Source organism: Anaerolineales bacterium, from assembly GCA_019637805.1.
Lineage (GTDB): Bacteria > Chloroflexota > Anaerolineae > Anaerolineales > UBA11579 > JAMCZK01.
Genome location: JAHBVB010000002.1, coordinates 389,476 through 406,699, shown reverse-complemented (window position 1 = coordinate 406,699; position 17,224 = coordinate 389,476). Strand labels below are relative to the sequence as shown.

Here is a 17,224-nt window from a genome sequence, read left to right as displayed (position 1 = left end):
AAAGGCTTCAAGGTCGGGCTTTGATGCCAGCCACTCTGAAAGCGCCGTGGCGGCTTTTGTAGTGCTTGTTCATCGCCACCAGCAGCGAAGTGAGCCCTTCGACCACGATGGCTTTATCCAACCCGCCCACATAATAGCCACGCAGGCCGGCGTCGCCCGCCAGGGTGATCACGGCTTCGGCGTCCGCGGGGTTTGCGGCGCACACCAGCACGTCTGAATTCACCGGCTGGCCAATGTCTTTGCGCAGGCCGGCAGCCGGCACGGTTTGGAAAGCGGCCACCACGCGCACAGCCTGGCCCACGATCTGCTGGGCGAGCTGCGCGGCCGCCGGCGCGGCCGGCGGGGTCAGGTCGGGGAAGCTGAGCCGTGCCGTAGCGTCGATCAATATCTTGCCCGCTAGCGGCTCGCGCACCGCCTCCAGCGCCGCGGCGTGGGCGCTCTGCTCCACCGCCAACAGGCCGATGTCCGCCGCAGCAGCGGCTTCGAGATTGCTGAGGCCTTCGATAGCCGCGCCGCCCAACTCGGCGTTCAGCTCGACTGCGGCGGCCTGGGCCTTGTCTGCCGTGCGCGAGCCGAGCAGCACGCGGTGTCCGGCGTACGCCCAGCGCAGGGCCAGGGCGGAGCCGAGCTGGCCGGTGCCGCCGAAAATGGCGATGGTTTGTGGGTTGGCTGTAGGCATCGCGGCGATTGTAGCATGGCGGCTCAAGGATGTATCGTATACTGGCTCTAGCTTATGCGCGCGATGAAGATACACACCCAACCCGAGGTTGAAGCCGTGTTTCGGCACTATCCAGATTTTGCTCGCCAAAAATTGCTGGATCTACGAGAACTTATTCTGGAAGCGGCAGGCGAAATCGAAGAAATTCAGGAAGTTGAAGAGGCGTTAAAGTGGGGTGAGCCCAGTTATCTGGTCAAAAAGGGAAGCACCGTTCGAATTGACTGGAAAGAACGGTCTCCTGAGCAATTCGCCATCTACTTCAAATGCACCAGCAAGTTGGTGCCGACCTTCCGAAAACGCTATGCAGAAGTCTTCACTTTTGAAGGAGACCGGGCGATTGTTTTTGCGATCAACAAAAAGCTTCCCAAGGCTGAACTAAAAGACTGCATTAAAGCGGCTCTTTCCTACCATCGAGTAAAACACCTGCCCGATCTGGGCATGTGATCCCAGTCGGGATACCCAGCCAGCCATGTCCTCACAAATCATCATTGAGCACTTCCACAGCACAGCCTTGGAAGGCAACGCCCTAGGCGACCCGGCGGTGCGCCGCGTCCCTGTCTATCTGCCCGCGGGCTATGACCCCGGCCAGCGCTACCCAGTGCTGTATTTGCTGTCCGCCTTCGCCAGCCGCGGGCTCAAGTTCCTCAACGATGACCTGTGGGAAGAGAACCTGCCGCAGCGGTTGGACCGCCTGATGGCGGCTGGCGCCGTGCGCCCCATGATCGTGGTGATGCCAGACGCCAGCACGCGCTACGGCGGCTCGCAATATCTGAATTCGGCGGGTACGGGCAACTACGAAGACCACATCCTCGAGTTGGTGGCAACCATCGACGACCGCTACCCCACCCTAGCTGCCGCAGAGACGCGTGCCGTCGCTGGGCACTCTTCCGGCGGCTTCGGGGCGCTGCAACTGGGCATGCGCCACCCCGACACCTTTGGCCTGGTCGCCGACCACAGCGGCGACAAATATTTCGAACTGACCTATCCGCCGGACTTTGGCGAAGTGCTGCGTTACGCCGAGCGTGGCGGCGAGGCCGCCCTGGGCGAGCTGCTGCGCGACCCCGGCGCAGCGCTGCGCAATGGCGCCCCCTTCGGCGTCCTCAACATCCTGGCCATGGCGGCAATCTTTTCCCCCAACCCGGCCGCACCCCTGGGCTTTGACCTGCCCTTTGACCTGCGCAGCGGAGCGCGGCAACCCGAAATTTGGCAGCGCTGGGCCGCCTACGACCCGCTGAATTGCGCGGCGCAATTCAGCGACGCATTGCGCTCACTGCGCCTGCTGTACTTCGACTGCGGCCGCTTCGACGAGTATAATTTGCTCTACGGGGCGCGCCAGCTGGCTGAACAACTGCGCGCTCAAGACATCCCACACCAGTACCACGAATACGACGGCGGACACCGCGGCGTACAACACCGCTACGATGTGTCGTTTGCCGCCATCTCGGCCGCCATGCCGAACTGAAAGGAAAGCCATGAGTGACCCCCGCAACGCTGCATTGAAATATTCGCAAGACAACCGCGCCCGCACCCTCGAAGAACTGAAAGAATTGGTTGCGATCCCCTCCGTCTCCGCCGACCCGGCCTACAAGGCCGATATTCTGCGCGCGGCAGACTGGGTGGTGAGCAAGCTCAAGGCGCTGGGCTTCCAAAACGTGAAAACCCTGGACACTGGCGGCCACCCGATGGTCTACGGTGACCTGATGAATGCCGGCGAAGGCGCGCCGACCATGCTGATCTATGGTCACTATGACGTGCAGCCCGCCGACCCGATGGAACTGTGGGAGACGCCGGCCTTTGAAGGCGTGCAAAAGGGCGATCTGCTCTTTGGTCGCGGCGCTTCAGACATGAAGGGCCAGGTCATCGCCAGCATCGCCGCGGTGGAAGCCGCCCTGCATGCCGGCAAGGTTCCCGTCAATATCAAATGGATGATCGAGGGCGAAGAGGAAACCGGCTCGCCCACCATGGCGCAGTTCATCCAAGAGCACGCCGACCTGTTCGCCGCCGACTTCGCGCTCAACCCCGACGCCGGCATGCTGACCCCCACCCAGCCGACGATCACCTACGGCTTGCGCGGCATGTCCTACTTCGAACTGCATATCACCGGCCCGACGCTGGACCTGCATTCCGGCTTTTTCGGCGGCACGGTGCGCAACCCGGCCAATGAGCTGGCCCGCGTGCTGGGCAGCATGCAGGACGCGGATGGCCGTGTGACCATCCCGGGCTTTTACGACAAAGTGCGCGAGCTGGAAGAGGCCGAGCGCGCCGACTTCCGCCGTCTGCCGCAGGACGATTCTTTCTACTTGCAGCAGTCTGGCTCCAAGGCCTTGTGGGGCGACAAGGACTTCAGCGCCTACGAGCGCGCCACCGCCCAACCCACTCTGGACATCAACGGCCTGCTCTCCGGCTACACCAGCGAAGGGCCCAAGACCGTGCTGCCCGCCAAGGCGATGGCCAAGTTCTCCTGCCGCTTGGTGCCTGACCAGGATCCTTTCGAAATCGACGCCCTGGTGCGCAAGTATATTGAAGACACCATCGACCCCAGTGTGAGCTGGGAACTCAAGCTGCTTTCAGATGCCATCCCGTCCATCTCCGAGCGTGACTCGGCCGCCGTGCAAGCTATGGCCAAGGCCCAGGAGACGGTTTGGGGTGTACGCCCCATCTTCCGTCGTGAGGGCGGCAGTGTGCCGGTGGTGGGCCACCTGCAGGGCTTGGGCATCGAGTCGATCAATGTAGGCAGCGGCCTGCCGGATGACCAGCTGCACTCCCCCAACGAACGGCTGCACCTGCCGACCTGGGAAAAAGAGATCGATGCCATGATCCATTTCATCTACAACCTGGGCGAATAGCATGACCGACAAGCCGCTCTACGGCGGCCAGGCGGTAATCGAGGGCGTCATGATGCGTGGCCGCAGCCATATGGCTGTGGCCATGCGCGCCCCGGGTGGCGAGATCGTGCTGCACAGCGAAACCCTGGGGCCGATTTACCGCAGCCGCTGGGCCAAAGTGCCCTTTCTGCGCGGCCTGGTGCTGTTGTGGGACGCGCTGGGCCTGGGCTCACGCGCCCTGACCATCTCCGCCAACCTGCAAACCGGCGAGGAAGAGAGACTGGAGGGCTGGCCGCTGACGCTGACCATGCTGATCTCGTTCGGCTTTGCGATCGGCTTGTTCTTCCTGCTGCCCGCCGGCCTAGGCCAGTTGGTGGACGGCGCGCTCAACCTGCCGCCGCTGGCCAGCGCCCTGGTGGAGGGCGGCTTGCGCCTAGCCATCCTGATCGGCTATCTGAGCGTAATCGGCCGCATGCCCGAAATCACCCGCGTGTACGGCTACCACGGTGCGGAACACAAGACCATTCACGCCTACGAAGCCGGCGTCGCCCTGACCCCCAAGCAGGTCGGCCAGTTTCCCCGAGAACACCCGCGCTGCGGGACGGCCTTTTTGCTGTCGGTGGTGGTGCTCTCGATCCTGGTCTTCGCCCTGTTGGGGCCTATGCCGCTGCTGACCCGCCTGGCAGTGCGCGTGCTGCTCATCCCCGTATTGGCCGGGCTGGCCTATGAGTACCTGCGGCTGACCGCCCGGCACATCGGCAACCCGCTGGTGCGCCTGCTGGTGGCGCCCAACCTGGCGCTGCAGCGCCTGACCACCCGGGAGCCGGATGACAGCATGCTGGAGGTCAGCATTGCCGCCTTCAAGGAGATGAAACGCCTGGAAGACGAAGCCGACGTCGCTTAACTTCAACTCATCGCCGCACTTTTGCTTTTGCGGCCGCAGCAGATACAATCTTTCTCATGTTGCACAACCTGATGACCAAACCCACTGCCCGCTTTGCGGCCTTTGGCCTGTTTGTGCTGTTGGTCGGCCTGGCCTGCGACCTGAGCGCCATCAACCCCATGGGTGTGCGCCTCAGCCAACCGGAGCCTGAGAAACGCCAGCTGTTCAAGGGCATCCAGTACGAGCGCATCGTGCGCCAAAGCCCGCGCCGCTTGGTGATCCACATTGTCACTATTGACCTAAAAGCTGACGGCTTGAAAAGCCTGGTCTCACCCGGCAACCCAGACCGTGACCAACCTTCTTCGGCCAAAACAACCTCCGCCTTTCTGAGCGAAGCCGGGCTGCAATTGGCCATCAATGGCGACGCCTTCACCCCCTGGTACGACCTGGGACCTTTTGGCTTTGCACCCAAACCCGGCCAGCGTGTCACCCCGCTGGGCTTTGCCGCCTCGCGCGGGGTGATCTACAGCCAGGATACAGATGAGCAGCCCACCTTGTATTTGCAGCCCAACAACAAGGTAACCATCAACGCATTGGAAGGCAAGATCAATAACGCCATTTCCGGCTACAAGCTGCTGGTTTGGAACGGCGAATTGGCCGACGGGCTGAGAAGCTCTGGAACGGAGCCGCGTACCGCGGTCGGCCTGAACAAGGGCGGCAACAAACTGGTCATCATTATTGTGGACGGCCGCCAAGCCGGGTACAGCGAAGGCGTGACGGAGCTGGAACTGGCCCAACTGATGCTGGAGCGCAATGTGCACTCCGCCATAAACATGGACGGCGGCGGCTCCACCACCCTGGTGATCGAGGGCGAAAATGGCGAGCCGCTGATCTTGAATTCGCCAGTGCACCAGGGCATCCCCGGCAACGAGCGCCCAGTAGCCAACCACCTGGGTTTTAGCGCCAGACGATAGGAACTCATTTGACCACCCTGCCCCCAACCCAAAATCAAACGCCATTACCTGCGCAATGGCGTTTGCTGCGCCACCCGGCGGCACGCGGCGCACACAATATGGCCGTAGACGCCGCCATCCTGGAAATGGTGGTGGAAGGCAAATCGCCCCCCACCCTGCGCTTCTACGACTGGGAACCCGCCTGCCTCTCGCTAGGGTTCGCCCAGCACTATTCCGATATTGACCTGGCTGCCCAGGCAGCCCGCGGCTGGGACGTGGTGCGCCGGCCCACCGGCGGGCGGGCGATCCTGCATACCGATGAGCTGACCTATTCGGTGATCGGCGCCTCCGACGAGCCGCGTTTGGCCGGCGGCGTGCTGGAATCCTACAAGCGCTTATCCGAAGGGCTAATGGCCGCCCTAAAGCTGATGGGCTTGCCAGTGGAGCGCCAGCCGATGCACGAAGGTCCCGGCCTGGGCGATGCGGACAACCCGGTATGCTTTGAAGTGCCGTCCGACTATGAGATCACCCTGCACGGCAAGAAGATCATCGGCAGCGCCCAGGCGCGCCGTAAAGGCGGCGTGCTGCAGCACGGCAGCCTGCCGCTGTTTGGCGACATTGGCCGCATCACCGAGATCTTGACCTATCCCAGCCCGGAACGGCAGCAGCAATCTGCCGAGCGAGTGCGCGCCCGGGCGGCCACCGTGGAAGAAGGCCTGGGCCGCCGGGTGAGCTTTGATGCGGCGGCTGAGGCGTTCATCCAAGCCTTCGCCGAGACGTTGAACATCGAATTTATTGAAGGGGAATTAAGCGCAGACGAGCATGCCGCCACCAAGCGCTGGCTGGCGGAACGCTACGCCAACCCGGCCTGGACCGAGCGCAGCTAAGCGCTATTCGAAAATGACTTCCTGGAAGCCCAGGCTCAGCAGCAAGCGCAGCAAATAGCTCTCGGCGTTGACCTGGGCCTGCTCCAGAATGCCATCCTCCAGAGCCGCGTTGAGGATCTCTTCTTCAGCCACCCGGCGGGTGCTGGTCTCCAGGTTCACATCGCCGCGGGTCAAGAAGCCCAGCTGACGGTCGTAGATATAAGAATCCTCATTGTTCAAGCTGGCGATAAAAATTTCCGCCTCGGGCAGATTGACGTAAAGAATGCCCTCTTCGATGCGGATGTCCTCGGGCTGCAGCTTCTGCAGATCCACGCCGGCGATCACCGTGCCATGAGCGACGAAAAGCAGCTTATCGCCCACCAGGAAACTCAATGCACCCTGGCGGCTTTCCGCCGTGATCACCTTCTCCACCGAGTACTGGATGGTTTCCAGGCGCGCTAGGCTGCGCACCTTATGGATGATGCTGACGGGGTCAGGCAGAATGGTCGGCGTGGGGTGCAGCACCTGGGCCACCTGGGTACTCATCGCGCCAGCCATCTGGCTGACTTGCTGCACGCCGGACGAGGCCATATCGGTCACCGAGTTGTACAGGTTGTAGACCAGCAGCAAAGGGATCACCGCAGCCATCAGGGCCAGAACAGCAATAATCGTGGGCAACCAGGGACGGATACGTTGCATAAAGAAAATTATATACTAGGCGAGTTGAAAATGATGAACGCCAAAGTTGCCATGCTGATCCTGTACTTGCACATCCCCGGGGCCGATTCGCTCAAGGCCAAACGCAGCCGGCTCAAGCCGCTGCTGGCCCGCCTGAGGCGTGAGTTCAACATCGCCGCTGCCGAAATCGGCTACCACGACCGCTGGGGCGAAGCGCTGCTCGGCTGTGTAGCCCTCAGCACAGAAGCCGGCCATGCTCAGCGCGCGCTGCAGCAAGTGGCGGCCTGGGTTGAAAGACATTGGCAGGATGTCGAAGTGCATGGCGACGAGATCGAGATGCTCCTCTAACCCAACGGCTCGATAACATCTACAACACCCAGGGCAAGGCAAGCCTTGCCCTGGGTTGAGATCGACTTGGTCGCCTAACCCTTGGCCTGTCTGCCCGGTTGGGTGAACAAGCCGGCAGCCAGGACCAGCAAGAAACCGAAGAAAGCCAGGTGTGTACCGACCAGCAACTGCACTAGTCGTTCAGGGTCACGCAAGCTGGAACTGTATTCCAGGCCAATGGCGGCCACACCGGCCAGGCCGGAAACGATCTGCGCATTGCGTTGAACAAAGGCCACCGCCGCCACCGCGGCTACCAGGGCAATGAAAAGCAGGATCTTGTGACCTTCGGAATTCTCAGCCTGGAAGACATCCAAGGCATGGAATTGCGTATCACCACAGCTGGCCAGGGGCAGAAAGATCAAAGACAACGTGGCGATAATGCCGCCAAAACGACCCAAAGCTTTACCAGACAACATGTTTGCCTCCTTTGTAAGCAGAATGTAGGCTGGCTAACGCAGCACTTGCGCATTCTGTTGCAGGCAGGCTAGTCGGGTATAGCGTCCAGGTAGGCTTGTGGGTTGTTTTTGTAGGGGTTGTGCGCCGGATTGTCCGACAACAGCTGGCTAAGCGTTTGAGACAGGAAGGCGTTGACCGGCGTCGCAATCCCCAGGCGTTCGCCGGCTCTTGCCACGGCGCCATTCAGCCAAGCCACCTCGCTGCGGCCACGGCCGTTGTACAAGTCGATATGCAATGAGGGCATTTTGCCGCCGCGGCCGCGGCTGACCGCGCCGCGGACCAGCAGGCGGCACAGCGGCAAAGGCAGGCGTGCGGCCGCCGCCAGCGCCCGCACGGGGGTGCCGGGCACATCTACCACAGGCACACCCAGGGCTCGCATCACCGCCAGCGCTTCACGCAGCTGGCGGATTTCGACGGCGAACAGTCGCGCATCGGCCAGCACATCAGCCGGCGGCCTATCCAGCAAGGCACAGGAAGCATTCACCAGAATGTTAGTGAGCAGCTTGGACCACTTCAAGGCGGGGGCATTGGCATACAGACGTGGACGCAGGCCGGCATCCGCCAGGACGGCAAACAAACGCGGCGACAGAGGATGTCCGCCATGCAGCCCCACCCCGCGCAAACGCTCCAGGCGCAGTTGGCCGGGGGCGTCTTTGGCTACGGCTGTGGTTACCGTGCCGGCGATAACTTTGTCTTCGCCCAGCACAGCCGCCAGGGCAGTTTCATTGTCCACGCCATTTTGCAGGCAAAGGAAGGGCGGCAGAGCAGCCGCATGCGGCTGAATGCTCTTCAGGGCCTCGGCCGTGTCGTAGGATTTGAGGGCAAATAGAGCGACATCAAAAGGCGCAAAGGCCAAGGCTTCTTCCACCGAAGTCACCACGCCAAAATCCTTCAGTGTTTGAGTTTGGCCACCCAGATCCAAGCGCAGGCCGCGTTCACGCAGCAGCGGGGCATTGTGCCGCCGTTCCAGGAAGACCACTTGGTGCCCTTGCAGGGCCAAGCTGCCGCCCAGATAGCCGCCGATGGCGCCGGCGCCAAAGACGAGCACATTGAGCGGGTTGGCCGTTGAAGGACTCATATCCCCATAATAACGGCTAGCCAGTGGCCTGGCTAGCTGCTGTCTGTGACCAACCCAGACTCTGAGAGGATCGTGGGGCCGACCACCAGGTCTTCCAAATGACTGAGGTCATTGAAGGCGAAAAGACGCCACTGGTGTTTCTGAGTGTCATAGGTCAGCCGGGCAAAACCGGTGTTCTGGAAATGAAAGCGCGGGCCCTGGAAGTTGGCCTGCGGGGCAATGCCCAAAATGGCGTACATCAGCATGCCCAAGAAGCCGCGGTGCGAGACGATCAAGTACTTGCCCTTGGGCAAGGCCAGCATCTTCTGCAGGCCGCGCCCGGCACGCAGAAAGAGCTGCCATTGCCCTTCACCCGTGTTGCCGTAAGGCTCATAGGGGGTGAGGAAGGGCGGCGGGGGTACGCTGTGGCTGGCTTCTTCATGCGTCAAGCCGGTCAACTGCCCCAGGTCGCGCTCAGCAAAGTCCTGGTCCAGCTCCATCGGCGCGCCGATGAATTTGTTGGCGATTTCGGCGGTTTGGCGGGCGCGCTGCAGCGGACTGCTCAGCACCCGGTCGAAGCCGCGGCGCTCGCGCTGCCAGCGTTCTGCCAGGGCCAGCGCCTGGTGGCTGCCCAGGTCGGTCAAGGGCCAATCGGATTGGCCCTGGTGCCGGGATTCGATATTGCCCTGGGACTCGCCGTGGCGTAGCAAGGTGAATTCATACATAAAAAGAACCTCTTTGCGTTGCAAAGCGATGACCAGTTCTCGGTTGGATGCTTGGGGAGAATCACCGCCAGCCGCTAGCGCGACTAGCCCTGAATGAACCCTATAGGCACTTCGATAATGATCAGCAATTTGCGGTCGGTGCAAAAGTCACCGCTTTAAATTCGGCGCATTGTACCGCTGCTTACGAGAAGCGCAAAGGCCTGTTTTGCGTTCTACTTCGCTGGCGGGCGGCCATTGCACGGCCGCCCGCCGCTGCAGCTATTTCTTCAGCAAAGAAGCCACACCAGCCGCCAAAGCCGCGCCGGCGAAGGGACCTACCAGGTAGATCCACAGATGTTCGAAGCCGGTGAACAGCGCCGGGCCGATAGTGCGCGCCGGGTTGAGCGAGGCGCCGGTGAGCGGGCCGCCCATCAGAATAGCGGCTACCAGGGTGAGACCGATGGCCAGGCCGGCGAAGGGCGCACTTTGCTTATCCTGCGTAGTGAAGAAAATGGCATTGACCAGCAAGAAAGTAAGCGCCGCCTCGACCGCGATAGCCTGCAGGGCGCTGACGCCGCTGGCGGGCAGCGTGGCGCCCAACCCGCTGGAAGCGCCGCCCAAGACGAAGTAGAGCAGGGCTGCGCCCGCCGCGCCACCCAGCACCTGCGCCAACATGTAACCGGCAGTCTGTCCCCAGCTCTGTTTGCCGCGCAGGGCCATGGCGAAGCTCACCGCGGGGTTGAAGTGTGCGCCGGAAATGGCCCCGTAAGCATAGGCAAAGCTGACGATCACCAGACCGTGGGCAAAGGCGGCGCCCAAAAACGCCGCCGGCGCCAATCGCCACTGCGCCGGCGCCGACAAAGATCAAAGCAAAGGTGCCGATAAATTCTGCAAGGTAGGCTTTGTTCATCTATTTCCTCTTTCCATATATAAGCTATATCAGCTGCTAGGCCCAGTCCCGGCCAGCGCCGCGCAGGAAGTCCGCGCCAGACATGGGCTTTTTGCCAGGTGGCTGCACTTCTTCTAAAAGCAAAAGACCCTCGGTGGTGCTTAAGGCCGGCAAACCCTGGTGCACCACGTGTGCCCCAGGGTTGCCGCCGCCCGCAGCCGCCTCGGCGCGCTGCACTTTCAGCGCCCCGCCCGCCCAGGGCAGATAGGCCCCTGGCCAGGGCTGGAAGGCGCGCACGCGGCGGACCAGCGCTTCGGCGGGCTGGGTCGGGTCCAGTTCGCCATCAGCTTTGTTCAGCAACGAGACGACCGTCACCCCTTCCTGCGGCTGCGGCCGTGGCAGCACACGCCCGGCCAGGTAGCCAGGCAGGGTTTCCGCCAGCAGCTCAGCCCCCAGCCGCGCCAGTTTGTCGCTGAGAGTGCCGGCAGTCTCCTCTGGTTGGATGGGGATGGCGCGCTGGCTGAGCATGGGGCCGGTGTCCAGGCCGGCGTCCATGCACATGATGGTCACGCCAGTCTGAGCGTCGCCATGCAAGATGGCCGCCTGGATCGGGGAGGCACCGCGCCAGCGCGGCAGCAGGGAGGCATGCACATTAATACAGCCGTGCGGCGGCAGGTCCAGCACCGCCTGGCGCAGGATCTGACCGAAGGCGGCCACCACGATCACGTCTGGCGCCCAGGCGCGCAGCTGCTGCATGGCCGCGGGTTCGCGCAAGCGCTCTGGCTGGATCACGGGGATGCCCAGCTGCAAAGCCAGCTCTTTGACCGGCGGCGGGGCCAGCTGGCGGCCGCGGCCAAAGGGCCGGTCTGGCTGGGTCACCACGCCGACCACCGCATGGTCAGCCGCCAGCCGCTGCAGGCTGGGCAGCGCAAAGTCCGGCGAGCCCATGAAGACAACACGAGTAGACATGCCGGCATTCTAGCATGTCAAAAAGGGCTGCTGCTACGTTCTCCAAACAACCCCACCCCGCTATTCTTCTGGAGGAAGATATGACCATGAAATCTGGATCTTCAAATTATCGTATGGATGTGCCCACCGCCGGGCGCAGTGCTGCATGGGCCGGCATTGTGGCCATTGCATTCTTTTTGATCATGGGTGTTTTGGACATCCGCCAGGCCAACGAACTGGCCTTTGTCTTCGCCATCATCGCCGGCTGGATGTATGCCACCCACATCTACAAGAAGATCATCCCCAGCTACCTGGAAGCTGCCGGCGGCGGTGCCCTTTCTGGGGCGATCTATGCGGTGTTGGTGGCCATCGTCGGCTTGCTGCTGGCGCAGATCCTTTCGGACTCTGGTTCGCTCGCCCGAGCGTTGCGCGACCTGACCGCCACGTACTCCATGGATGACCTGGCTAACCAAGTGGTCACCTCGGCTCTCTTAGGCGCCCTGGGTGGCGCCGGCGTGGTGCTTTTGCGCACGCAAAAGATCGACTAGGGCGATTCTCGCCGCAAAAGGCCGCTTGACGTATGTCAAGCGGCCTTTTAGAATCTCGCCACAATTTAATCGAACGGTTTAGGAGAGCGTTTGAATGCTGCGCATTCAAAGAGCAGAACGCCAAAAAAGCGGCGTTCTGCTGGTGAATTCAAGTGCAGCAAACGAGCCACCGAAGGGGCAAGTGCGAAAATAGCTTCGCATGAAACTCTCAGGTAAAAAGGACTGGCCGTTCTTCTCACTCTGGAAATTTGGCGGCGGAAATCGCCAAACCCGATGGTGCAAGTATTTTGATACTGCTCTCGCAAAAGAAGCGGTGGAAAAATATGAATCTCTCAGGGCCAATACAGAGGCGCACACCGTTTGTGTGCGCCTTTTTGTTTGTCGCCACAGGGCGACGGAGGACTGATATGAACTTTCCCGCGGAACTGAAGTACACCACCAACGATGAGTGGATTCGTGTAGAGGGCGATAGCGGGGTCGTGGGCCTGACCGACTATGCTCAGGACCAACTGTCTGACATCGTGTATGTCGAGTTCAGCGGCGCGCCCGGCCAGCAGATCGCCAAAGGCGCCGGCTTCGCCAGCGTCGAATCAGTAAAGGCAGCCGCGGACGTTTACATGCCGGTGGATGGCGAAATCCTGGAGACCAATGCCCAACTGCCCACCCAGCCCGAAAGCATCAACAGCGATCCCTACGGCGCGGCCTGGCTGGCCAAGATCAAGATCAGGGATGCAACTCAGCTGGATGGCTTGATGGATGCGGCAGCCTATGAGGCCTTCTGCCAGGAGCGCCAGGCGTGAGCAAAGCCACCAAAACCGGCTACGCCGGCTCCTTCATCCCACATACCGAGGCTGAGCGGGCAGAGATGCTCAAGACCATCGGCGTGGCCGAGGTCAGCCAGCTATTCGCCGGGATCCCCGCCAAGGCTCGCTACCCCAAGCTGAATCTGCCGGAGCCGCTGACCGAAATGGAAGCGCGCGGCGAGCTGGAAAGCATTGCCGCGGCCAACGACAGCACCTACGACCTGGTCAGCTTCCTGGGTGCGGGTGCCTACAGCCACTACATTCCTTCCGGGGTGGACAGCATTCTGCGCCGCGGCGAGTACTACACCGCCTACACCCCTTATCAACCCGAGATCTCGCAGGGCACCCTGCAAGCCATCTTCGAATACCAAAGTTTAATCGTGGCGCTGACCGGCATGGAAGTCAGCAACGCATCGCACTACGACGGCGCCACGGCGCTGGCCGAAGCGGTCAACATGGCCCGCGTCATCCAGCGCGGCGCCCGCAAGAAAGTCATCCTTTCGCCGGGCCTGCACCCGCAGTACCGCGCCACCGTGCACACCTACGAGCACGGCTCTGATGTGCAACTGCTGGGCGAAGACCTGGACCTGAGCGCTGGGCCTGAAGCGTTGATCGAGCTGATCGATGAAGACACCAGCCTGGTGGCGGTGGCCTATCCAGATTTCTTCGGACGCATCTACGATTACACCGCCCTGGCCGCCGCGGCGCACGCCAAAGGCGCGCTGCTGGCCGTCTCGGTGAACCCCACCGCGTTGGGCCTGCTGCGCCCGCCCGGCGAATTCGGAGCGGATATCGTCACCGGCGAAGGGCAGCCCTTGGGCATCCCGCTGTCGTTCGGCGGGCCGTATCTGGGCATTCTGGCGACCAAGCAAGAGTACGTGCGCAGCCTGGCGGGCCGCCTGGTGGGCGAGACGCTGGACAACCGCGGCCAACGCGGCTATGTGCTGACGCTGAGCACACGTGAGCAGCACATCAAACGCGAGAAAGCCAGCTCCAACATCTGCACAAACCAGGGCCTGATGATGCTGGCGGCCACGGTCTACACCAGCCTGCTGGGGAAGCAAGGCCTGCGCCAGGTGGCGGAGAGCTGCTACCACAAAGCGCATTACGCCGCGGCGCAGATCGGGAAGCTGAAGGGTTTCTCGCTTGCGTATGGCGACACGCCCTTCTTCCATGAATTCGTGGTCAAAGCCCCACTGCCGGCCGCGGAATTGAATCGCCGCCTGCTGGAGCGCGGCATCATCGGCGGCTATGCGCTGGGCGCGGATTACCCCGGCCTGGAAGATTGCAGCCTGCTGGCCGTCACCGAGGTCAACAGCAAAGAAGAGATCGACTTCCTGGTGGAAAGCCTGAAAGAGGTAAGCCGTGGCTGAGCTTCCAAATTCTTCGAATTCAGAGTTGATTTACGACTTGGGCGCGCCCGGCCGCCAGGGCGTCCAGTTTCCCGCGCCGGATGTGCCGCTGGCCGAACTGCCCCAGGTACATCTGCGCAAAGACCTGCCGCTGCCCGAAGTCGGCGAGCTCGAAGCTCTGCGGCATTACACACGCTTGTCCCAGCTGAACCACAGCATCCTGACCGGCTTCTACCCGCTGGGCTCCTGCACCATGAAGTACAACCCAGTCATCAATGAAGATACTGCCCGGCTGAGCGGGTTCGCTTACGCCCATCCGCTGCAGCCCGCCGGAATGGTGCAGGGCAGCCTGGCGATCATGTACCACTTGCAAGAATGGCTGGCCGAAATCACCGGGATGGCGGCCAGCAGCCTGCAACCCGCCGCCGGCGCCCACGGCGAACTGGCCGGCGTAATGATGATCCGCGCCTACCACCAACAACGCGGCGACACAAAACGCAACAAGATCCTGATCCCTGATTCGGCGCATGGCACCAATCCGGCCACCTCCGCCATGTCCGGCTACCGCGTGGTTGAGATCCCCAGTGACAGCCGCGGCAATGTGGACTTGGCAGCGTTGAAAGCCGAGTGCGACGACACCCTGGCCGGATTCATGCTGACCAACCCCAACACCCTGGGACTGTTCGAAGAGCAGGTTGTTGAGGCGATTGAGGCAGTGCATGCTGCCGGTGGTCTGGTGTATGGCGACGGGGCCAACATGAACGCCCTGCTGGGCGTCTGCCGCCCTGGCGACCTGGGCTTTGACGTCATCCATCTCAACCTGCACAAGACCTTCACTACTCCGCACGGTGGCGGCGGCCCCGGCTCCGGTCCAGTGTGCGTGGCGCAGCACCTGGCCGACTTTTTGCCCGGCCCAATTGCCGGCATTGCCCAACAGGCCAGTGAAGGAGAAGCCCCTGAGTACGACTGGGTGATGCCCAAAGACAGCATCGGCCGGCTGAAGGCTTTCCACGGCCAGTTTGGCATGCACGTACGCGCCTTCACCTACATTCTGATGCAAGGCGCTGAGGGCTTGAAAGCCGTGGCCGAGCACGCGGTGCTGAACGCCAATTACCTCAAAGCCCGCCTGGAAGGCGCCTATAAGGTGGCCTACGACCGCCCGTGCATGCACGAAGTGGTGCTGGAAGGCCGCTGGGCGGATACGCCGGATGTGCATGCGCTGGACATTTCCAAGCGTCTGATGGACTACGGCTTCCACCCGCCGACGAACTACTTCCCGCTGATCGTGCGCGAGGCGCTGATGATTGAGCCCACCGAGACCGAAGACAAGGCTACCCTGGACGCCTTCGCCGAGGCGATGCTCAAGATCGCCGAGGAAGCGCACAGCGAGCCGGACACCCTGCGCAACGCGCCGCACACCACCAAGTTCGGCCGCATGGACGAAGTCAAAGCGGCCCGGCAGTTGGTGCTGTGCTGCGAGTTCCCGCGTAGCGGGGAGGCGTAGCCGGATCCAATGCCCCACCCTCTCGTCTTGCAACTGCGTTTCACCCGCAAAGAATTCGAGCGCGGCCTCAAAGACGTGACCGCCGAGGAGGCCGCGCGTCAGTTTGAGCCGCTCAACCCGATCAGCTGGATCATCGCCCATCTGGCCTGGCAGGAGCAGCTCTATTGGCTGACCCACGCCCAGGGGCTGATGCCGGCGCCGGGTGTGCGCGCCCAAGGCAGCGGCGCGCCGTTGGCGGTGCCCGCATTGGAAGAGGCTTGGGAGGGCTGGCATACCGTCACGGCCGCCAGCGACCCCTGGCTGGACGCGCTGACCAGCCAAGACCTGGTTACGCACACACTCAACGACAAAGGCGAACCCTACAAGGAGAGCATCGGCTCCCGCTTGTGGCGCACAACGCATCACTATTGGTACCATCTGGGCGAAGCACAGGCCATCCGCCAATTGCTGGGCCATACAGGCTTACCCACTTTCGTAGGCGACCAACATGGCAAAGCGCCCTACACCCCTGAACAGTAATTTTGGCCTCATTTTGGTTCGCTATAATGGGATTAATCTTGATTGGCTAAAATAAAGGAACTATGAAGACAAAAACCTTTTTAACACTCGCTTTGGCCGCTTTGCTGCTGGCGGCTTGCGGCTCTTCCGGTCAGGCAGACCAGGATGCCGTGAACACCCAGGTGGCGCTGCTGATGGAACAGCAAAACGCCGAAAACCAGGCCCCGGTTGAAGAAGCGCCTGAGGCTACCCAACCCGCCCAAGACGGTCCGGGCGTGCAGGGCGGCGTGCTGCTGCCCCCACTGCCCAGCGACGCAGGGTGTGTACCCAACAGCACTCTGCGCGTGCTGGCGACTGTCACCGAGATCGTCACGGGTGACGCCATCATGGTACGCATAGACGGCAGAGAATGGGAAGTGCGCTACATCGGCATCGACTCGGGTGACCTGCCCACGGACGTCAACGCACAACTAGTGGCTGGCAAAGAGGTCATGCTGATCAGCGACGAACAAGACACCGATGAATGGGGCCGCCTGCCTCGCTACGTAGTGGCAGACGGCGTCTTTGTCAATCTGGAATTGGTACGCCGAGGTGCAGCCTTCGTCTCCGCCGAAGAGCCGAACACAGCCTGTGACAACGCCTTTGCACAGGCCGCGCCATAGATTTCTGACAACAAAAAAAAAAAGAGCCTCGTAAATACGAGGCTCTTTTTTTGTTGTTCGAGTGCTTTACTGGCGGGTGAAGACCAGGGTGTATTCGTTGGAAGTGATCGTCAGCGTATTGCCGGAGACCTCATAGCCGCTGGCGGCTTGCAAAGCCGCAAAGAAGCTTTGCTCCACCGCCATAATGTCCTCTTGGCAGGCCATCAGCGTGGATACCAGCGGCGAGAAGAGCAGGCTGCCGTCACGCGTGTCTGACTCGTAGCTACCGCCATAGCCGTTGCAGCCAGAAGAGCCGTTGACCTGGGTCTCATCAGCGAAGCTGATCGTCACCGGCTGGCCCCTAAGCGCTTCACCCACCTGAGTGTTGCCATCCAGGCTTTGCAGCACCCAGGAGGTGCCAGCCAGTTCCTGCCCGGCTACTGGGGCGCAGGCAGCCAGAAGGAGCAGCAAGGCAGATAACAATACAAGCATGCGTAGTTTCATAATTAAAATT

The 17,224-nt window shown here is 61.8% G+C and carries 21 protein-coding genes and 1 riboswitch; of the genes, 13 read left to right on the top strand and 8 right to left on the bottom strand.

From position 1 onward, the window contains the following. Positions 1–7: 7 nt before the first annotated feature. A complete protein-coding gene (npdG, locus tag KF885_07630; GenBank protein ID MBX3049027.1) occupies positions 8–679 on the bottom strand; it encodes an NADPH-dependent F420 reductase in 672 nt (223 codons plus the stop codon). A gap of 54 nt (positions 680–733) precedes the next feature. Between npdG and KF885_07625 the strand changes: the two genes are divergently transcribed. From KF885_07625 to KF885_07600, 6 genes are read left to right on the top strand one after another with little or no spacing between them, the layout of a single operon-like run. Beyond that, the gene (locus KF885_07625; GenBank protein ID MBX3049026.1) at positions 734–1,162 is read left to right on the top strand and encodes a DUF1801 domain-containing protein; all 429 of its coding nucleotides are present in this window, start codon (positions 734–736) and stop codon (positions 1,160–1,162) included. A gap of 25 nt (positions 1,163–1,187) precedes the next feature. Then, positions 1,188–2,180 (top strand): hypothetical protein, encoded by a 993-nt coding sequence (locus KF885_07620; GenBank protein ID MBX3049025.1) that lies wholly within the window; start codon positions 1,188–1,190, stop codon positions 2,178–2,180. Between the two features lie 10 nt (positions 2,181–2,190). Next, positions 2,191–3,564, top strand: a complete 1,374-nt coding sequence (locus KF885_07615) for a dipeptidase (protein ID MBX3049024.1) — start codon at positions 2,191–2,193, stop codon at positions 3,562–3,564. A gap of 1 nt (position 3,565) precedes the next feature. Then, positions 3,566–4,447 (top strand): DUF1385 domain-containing protein, encoded by an 882-nt coding sequence (locus KF885_07610; GenBank protein ID MBX3049023.1) that lies wholly within the window; start codon positions 3,566–3,568, stop codon positions 4,445–4,447. A gap of 56 nt (positions 4,448–4,503) precedes the next feature. Continuing rightward, positions 4,504–5,400: a phosphodiester glycosidase family protein gene (locus tag KF885_07605; GenBank protein MBX3049022.1), complete on the top strand. Its 897-nt coding sequence runs from the start codon at positions 4,504–4,506 to the stop codon at positions 5,398–5,400. Between the two features lie 8 nt (positions 5,401–5,408). After that, positions 5,409–6,266, top strand: coding sequence for a lipoate--protein ligase family protein (locus KF885_07600; protein ID MBX3049021.1), 858 nt, complete (start codon positions 5,409–5,411; stop codon positions 6,264–6,266). Positions 6,267–6,269: 3 nt separating this feature from the next. Here KF885_07600 and KF885_07595 read toward each other — a convergent pair whose 3' ends face one another. Then, on the bottom strand, positions 6,270–6,944 hold the full coding sequence (locus KF885_07595; GenBank protein MBX3049020.1) for a DUF4230 domain-containing protein: 675 nt from the start codon (positions 6,942–6,944) through the stop codon (positions 6,270–6,272). A gap of 30 nt (positions 6,945–6,974) precedes the next feature. Between KF885_07595 and KF885_07590 the strand changes: the two genes are divergently transcribed. Next, positions 6,975–7,271 (top strand): DUF503 domain-containing protein, encoded by a 297-nt coding sequence (locus KF885_07590; GenBank protein MBX3049019.1) that lies wholly within the window; start codon positions 6,975–6,977, stop codon positions 7,269–7,271. A gap of 74 nt (positions 7,272–7,345) precedes the next feature. Here the strand turns inward: KF885_07590 and KF885_07585 are convergent, their stop codons facing one another. From KF885_07585 to fmt, 5 genes are all read right to left on the bottom strand, one after another. After that, positions 7,346–7,726 carry a hypothetical protein gene (locus KF885_07585; GenBank protein ID MBX3049018.1) on the bottom strand — a complete coding sequence of 127 codons (381 nt, stop codon included), beginning with the start codon at positions 7,724–7,726 and terminating at the stop codon, positions 7,346–7,348. Positions 7,727–7,794: 68 nt separating this feature from the next. Then, entirely contained in the window at positions 7,795–8,844 is a 1,050-nt protein-coding gene (locus KF885_07580; protein MBX3049017.1) for a 2-dehydropantoate 2-reductase, read from the bottom strand. Between the two features lie 32 nt (positions 8,845–8,876). Next, entirely contained in the window at positions 8,877–9,548 is a 672-nt protein-coding gene (locus tag KF885_07575; protein ID MBX3049016.1) for a histidine phosphatase family protein, read from the bottom strand. 258 nt (positions 9,549–9,806) lie between these two features. After that, positions 9,807–10,388, bottom strand: a complete 582-nt coding sequence (locus tag KF885_07570; protein ID MBX3049015.1) for an aquaporin — start codon at positions 10,386–10,388, stop codon at positions 9,807–9,809. Between the two features lie 85 nt (positions 10,389–10,473). Further along, positions 10,474–11,385, bottom strand: a complete 912-nt coding sequence (gene fmt, locus KF885_07565; protein ID MBX3049014.1) for a methionyl-tRNA formyltransferase — start codon at positions 11,383–11,385, stop codon at positions 10,474–10,476. 86 nt (positions 11,386–11,471) lie between these two features. Here fmt and KF885_07560 point away from each other — a divergent pair, with 86 nt between their 5' ends. The 6 genes from KF885_07560 to KF885_07535 all read left to right on the top strand — a co-directional run bounded on the left by KF885_07560 (position 11,472) and on the right by KF885_07535 (position 16,731). After that, a complete protein-coding gene (locus tag KF885_07560) occupies positions 11,472–11,912 on the top strand; it encodes a hypothetical protein (GenBank protein MBX3049013.1) in 441 nt (146 codons plus the stop codon). Between the two features lie 69 nt (positions 11,913–11,981). Further along, a riboswitch (glycine riboswitch) is annotated at positions 11,982–12,146 on the top strand. 173 nt (positions 12,147–12,319) lie between these two features. Then, positions 12,320–12,712, top strand: coding sequence for a glycine cleavage system protein GcvH (gene gcvH / locus KF885_07555; protein MBX3049012.1), 393 nt, complete (start codon positions 12,320–12,322; stop codon positions 12,710–12,712). 65 nt (positions 12,713–12,777) lie between these two features. Continuing rightward, positions 12,778–14,088 (top strand): aminomethyl-transferring glycine dehydrogenase subunit GcvPA, encoded by a 1,311-nt coding sequence (gcvPA, locus tag KF885_07550; GenBank protein MBX3049011.1) that lies wholly within the window; start codon positions 12,778–12,780, stop codon positions 14,086–14,088. Between the two features lie 25 nt (positions 14,089–14,113). Next, entirely contained in the window at positions 14,114–15,571 is a 1,458-nt protein-coding gene (gene gcvPB / locus KF885_07545; GenBank protein ID MBX3049010.1) for an aminomethyl-transferring glycine dehydrogenase subunit GcvPB, read from the top strand. Between the two features lie 9 nt (positions 15,572–15,580). Then, on the top strand, positions 15,581–16,090 hold the full coding sequence (locus KF885_07540; GenBank protein ID MBX3049009.1) for a DinB family protein: 510 nt from the start codon (positions 15,581–15,583) through the stop codon (positions 16,088–16,090). Positions 16,091–16,152: 62 nt separating this feature from the next. Next, positions 16,153–16,731: a thermonuclease family protein gene (locus KF885_07535; GenBank protein MBX3049008.1), complete on the top strand. Its 579-nt coding sequence runs from the start codon at positions 16,153–16,155 to the stop codon at positions 16,729–16,731. A gap of 66 nt (positions 16,732–16,797) precedes the next feature. On the opposite strand, the gene KF885_07530 is transcribed toward KF885_07535, so the two are convergent. Continuing rightward, positions 16,798–17,202, bottom strand: coding sequence for an META domain-containing protein (locus tag KF885_07530; protein MBX3049007.1), 405 nt, complete (start codon positions 17,200–17,202; stop codon positions 16,798–16,800). Positions 17,203–17,224 lie beyond the last annotated feature (22 nt).

Excerpts from the sequence above, each read along its gene's own strand:
- KF885_07605 (MBX3049022.1), top strand. The coding sequence starts at position 4,504 with ATGTTGCACAACCTGATGACCAAACCCACTGCCCGCTTTGCGGCCTTT.
- npdG (MBX3049027.1), bottom strand. The coding sequence starts at position 679 with ATGCCTACAGCCAACCCACAAACCATCGCCATTTTCGGCGGCACCGGC.
- gcvH (MBX3049012.1), top strand. The coding sequence starts at position 12,320 with ATGAACTTTCCCGCGGAACTGAAGTACACCACCAACGATGAGTGGATT.
- KF885_07595 (MBX3049020.1), bottom strand. The coding sequence starts at position 6,944 with ATGCAACGTATCCGTCCCTGGTTGCCCACGATTATTGCTGTTCTGGCC.
- KF885_07535 (MBX3049008.1), top strand. The coding sequence starts at position 16,153 with ATGAAGACAAAAACCTTTTTAACACTCGCTTTGGCCGCTTTGCTGCTG.
- KF885_07610 (MBX3049023.1), top strand. The coding sequence starts at position 3,566 with ATGACCGACAAGCCGCTCTACGGCGGCCAGGCGGTAATCGAGGGCGTC.
- KF885_07575 (MBX3049016.1), bottom strand. The coding sequence starts at position 9,548 with ATGTATGAATTCACCTTGCTACGCCACGGCGAGTCCCAGGGCAATATC.
- KF885_07580 (MBX3049017.1), bottom strand. The coding sequence starts at position 8,844 with ATGAGTCCTTCAACGGCCAACCCGCTCAATGTGCTCGTCTTTGGCGCC.
- KF885_07560 (MBX3049013.1), top strand. The coding sequence starts at position 11,472 with ATGAAATCTGGATCTTCAAATTATCGTATGGATGTGCCCACCGCCGGG.
- KF885_07590 (MBX3049019.1), top strand. The coding sequence starts at position 6,975 with ATGATGAACGCCAAAGTTGCCATGCTGATCCTGTACTTGCACATCCCC.
- KF885_07585 (MBX3049018.1), bottom strand. The coding sequence starts at position 7,726 with ATGTTGTCTGGTAAAGCTTTGGGTCGTTTTGGCGGCATTATCGCCACG.
- KF885_07625 (MBX3049026.1), top strand. The coding sequence starts at position 734 with ATGCGCGCGATGAAGATACACACCCAACCCGAGGTTGAAGCCGTGTTT.
- fmt (MBX3049014.1), bottom strand. The coding sequence starts at position 11,385 with ATGTCTACTCGTGTTGTCTTCATGGGCTCGCCGGACTTTGCGCTGCCC.
- KF885_07620 (MBX3049025.1), top strand. The coding sequence starts at position 1,188 with ATGTCCTCACAAATCATCATTGAGCACTTCCACAGCACAGCCTTGGAA.
- KF885_07530 (MBX3049007.1), bottom strand. The coding sequence starts at position 17,202 with ATGCTTGTATTGTTATCTGCCTTGCTGCTCCTTCTGGCTGCCTGCGCC.
- KF885_07615 (MBX3049024.1), top strand. The coding sequence starts at position 2,191 with ATGAGTGACCCCCGCAACGCTGCATTGAAATATTCGCAAGACAACCGC.
- gcvPA (MBX3049011.1), top strand. The coding sequence starts at position 12,778 with ATGCTCAAGACCATCGGCGTGGCCGAGGTCAGCCAGCTATTCGCCGGG.
- KF885_07540 (MBX3049009.1), top strand. The coding sequence starts at position 15,581 with ATGCCCCACCCTCTCGTCTTGCAACTGCGTTTCACCCGCAAAGAATTC.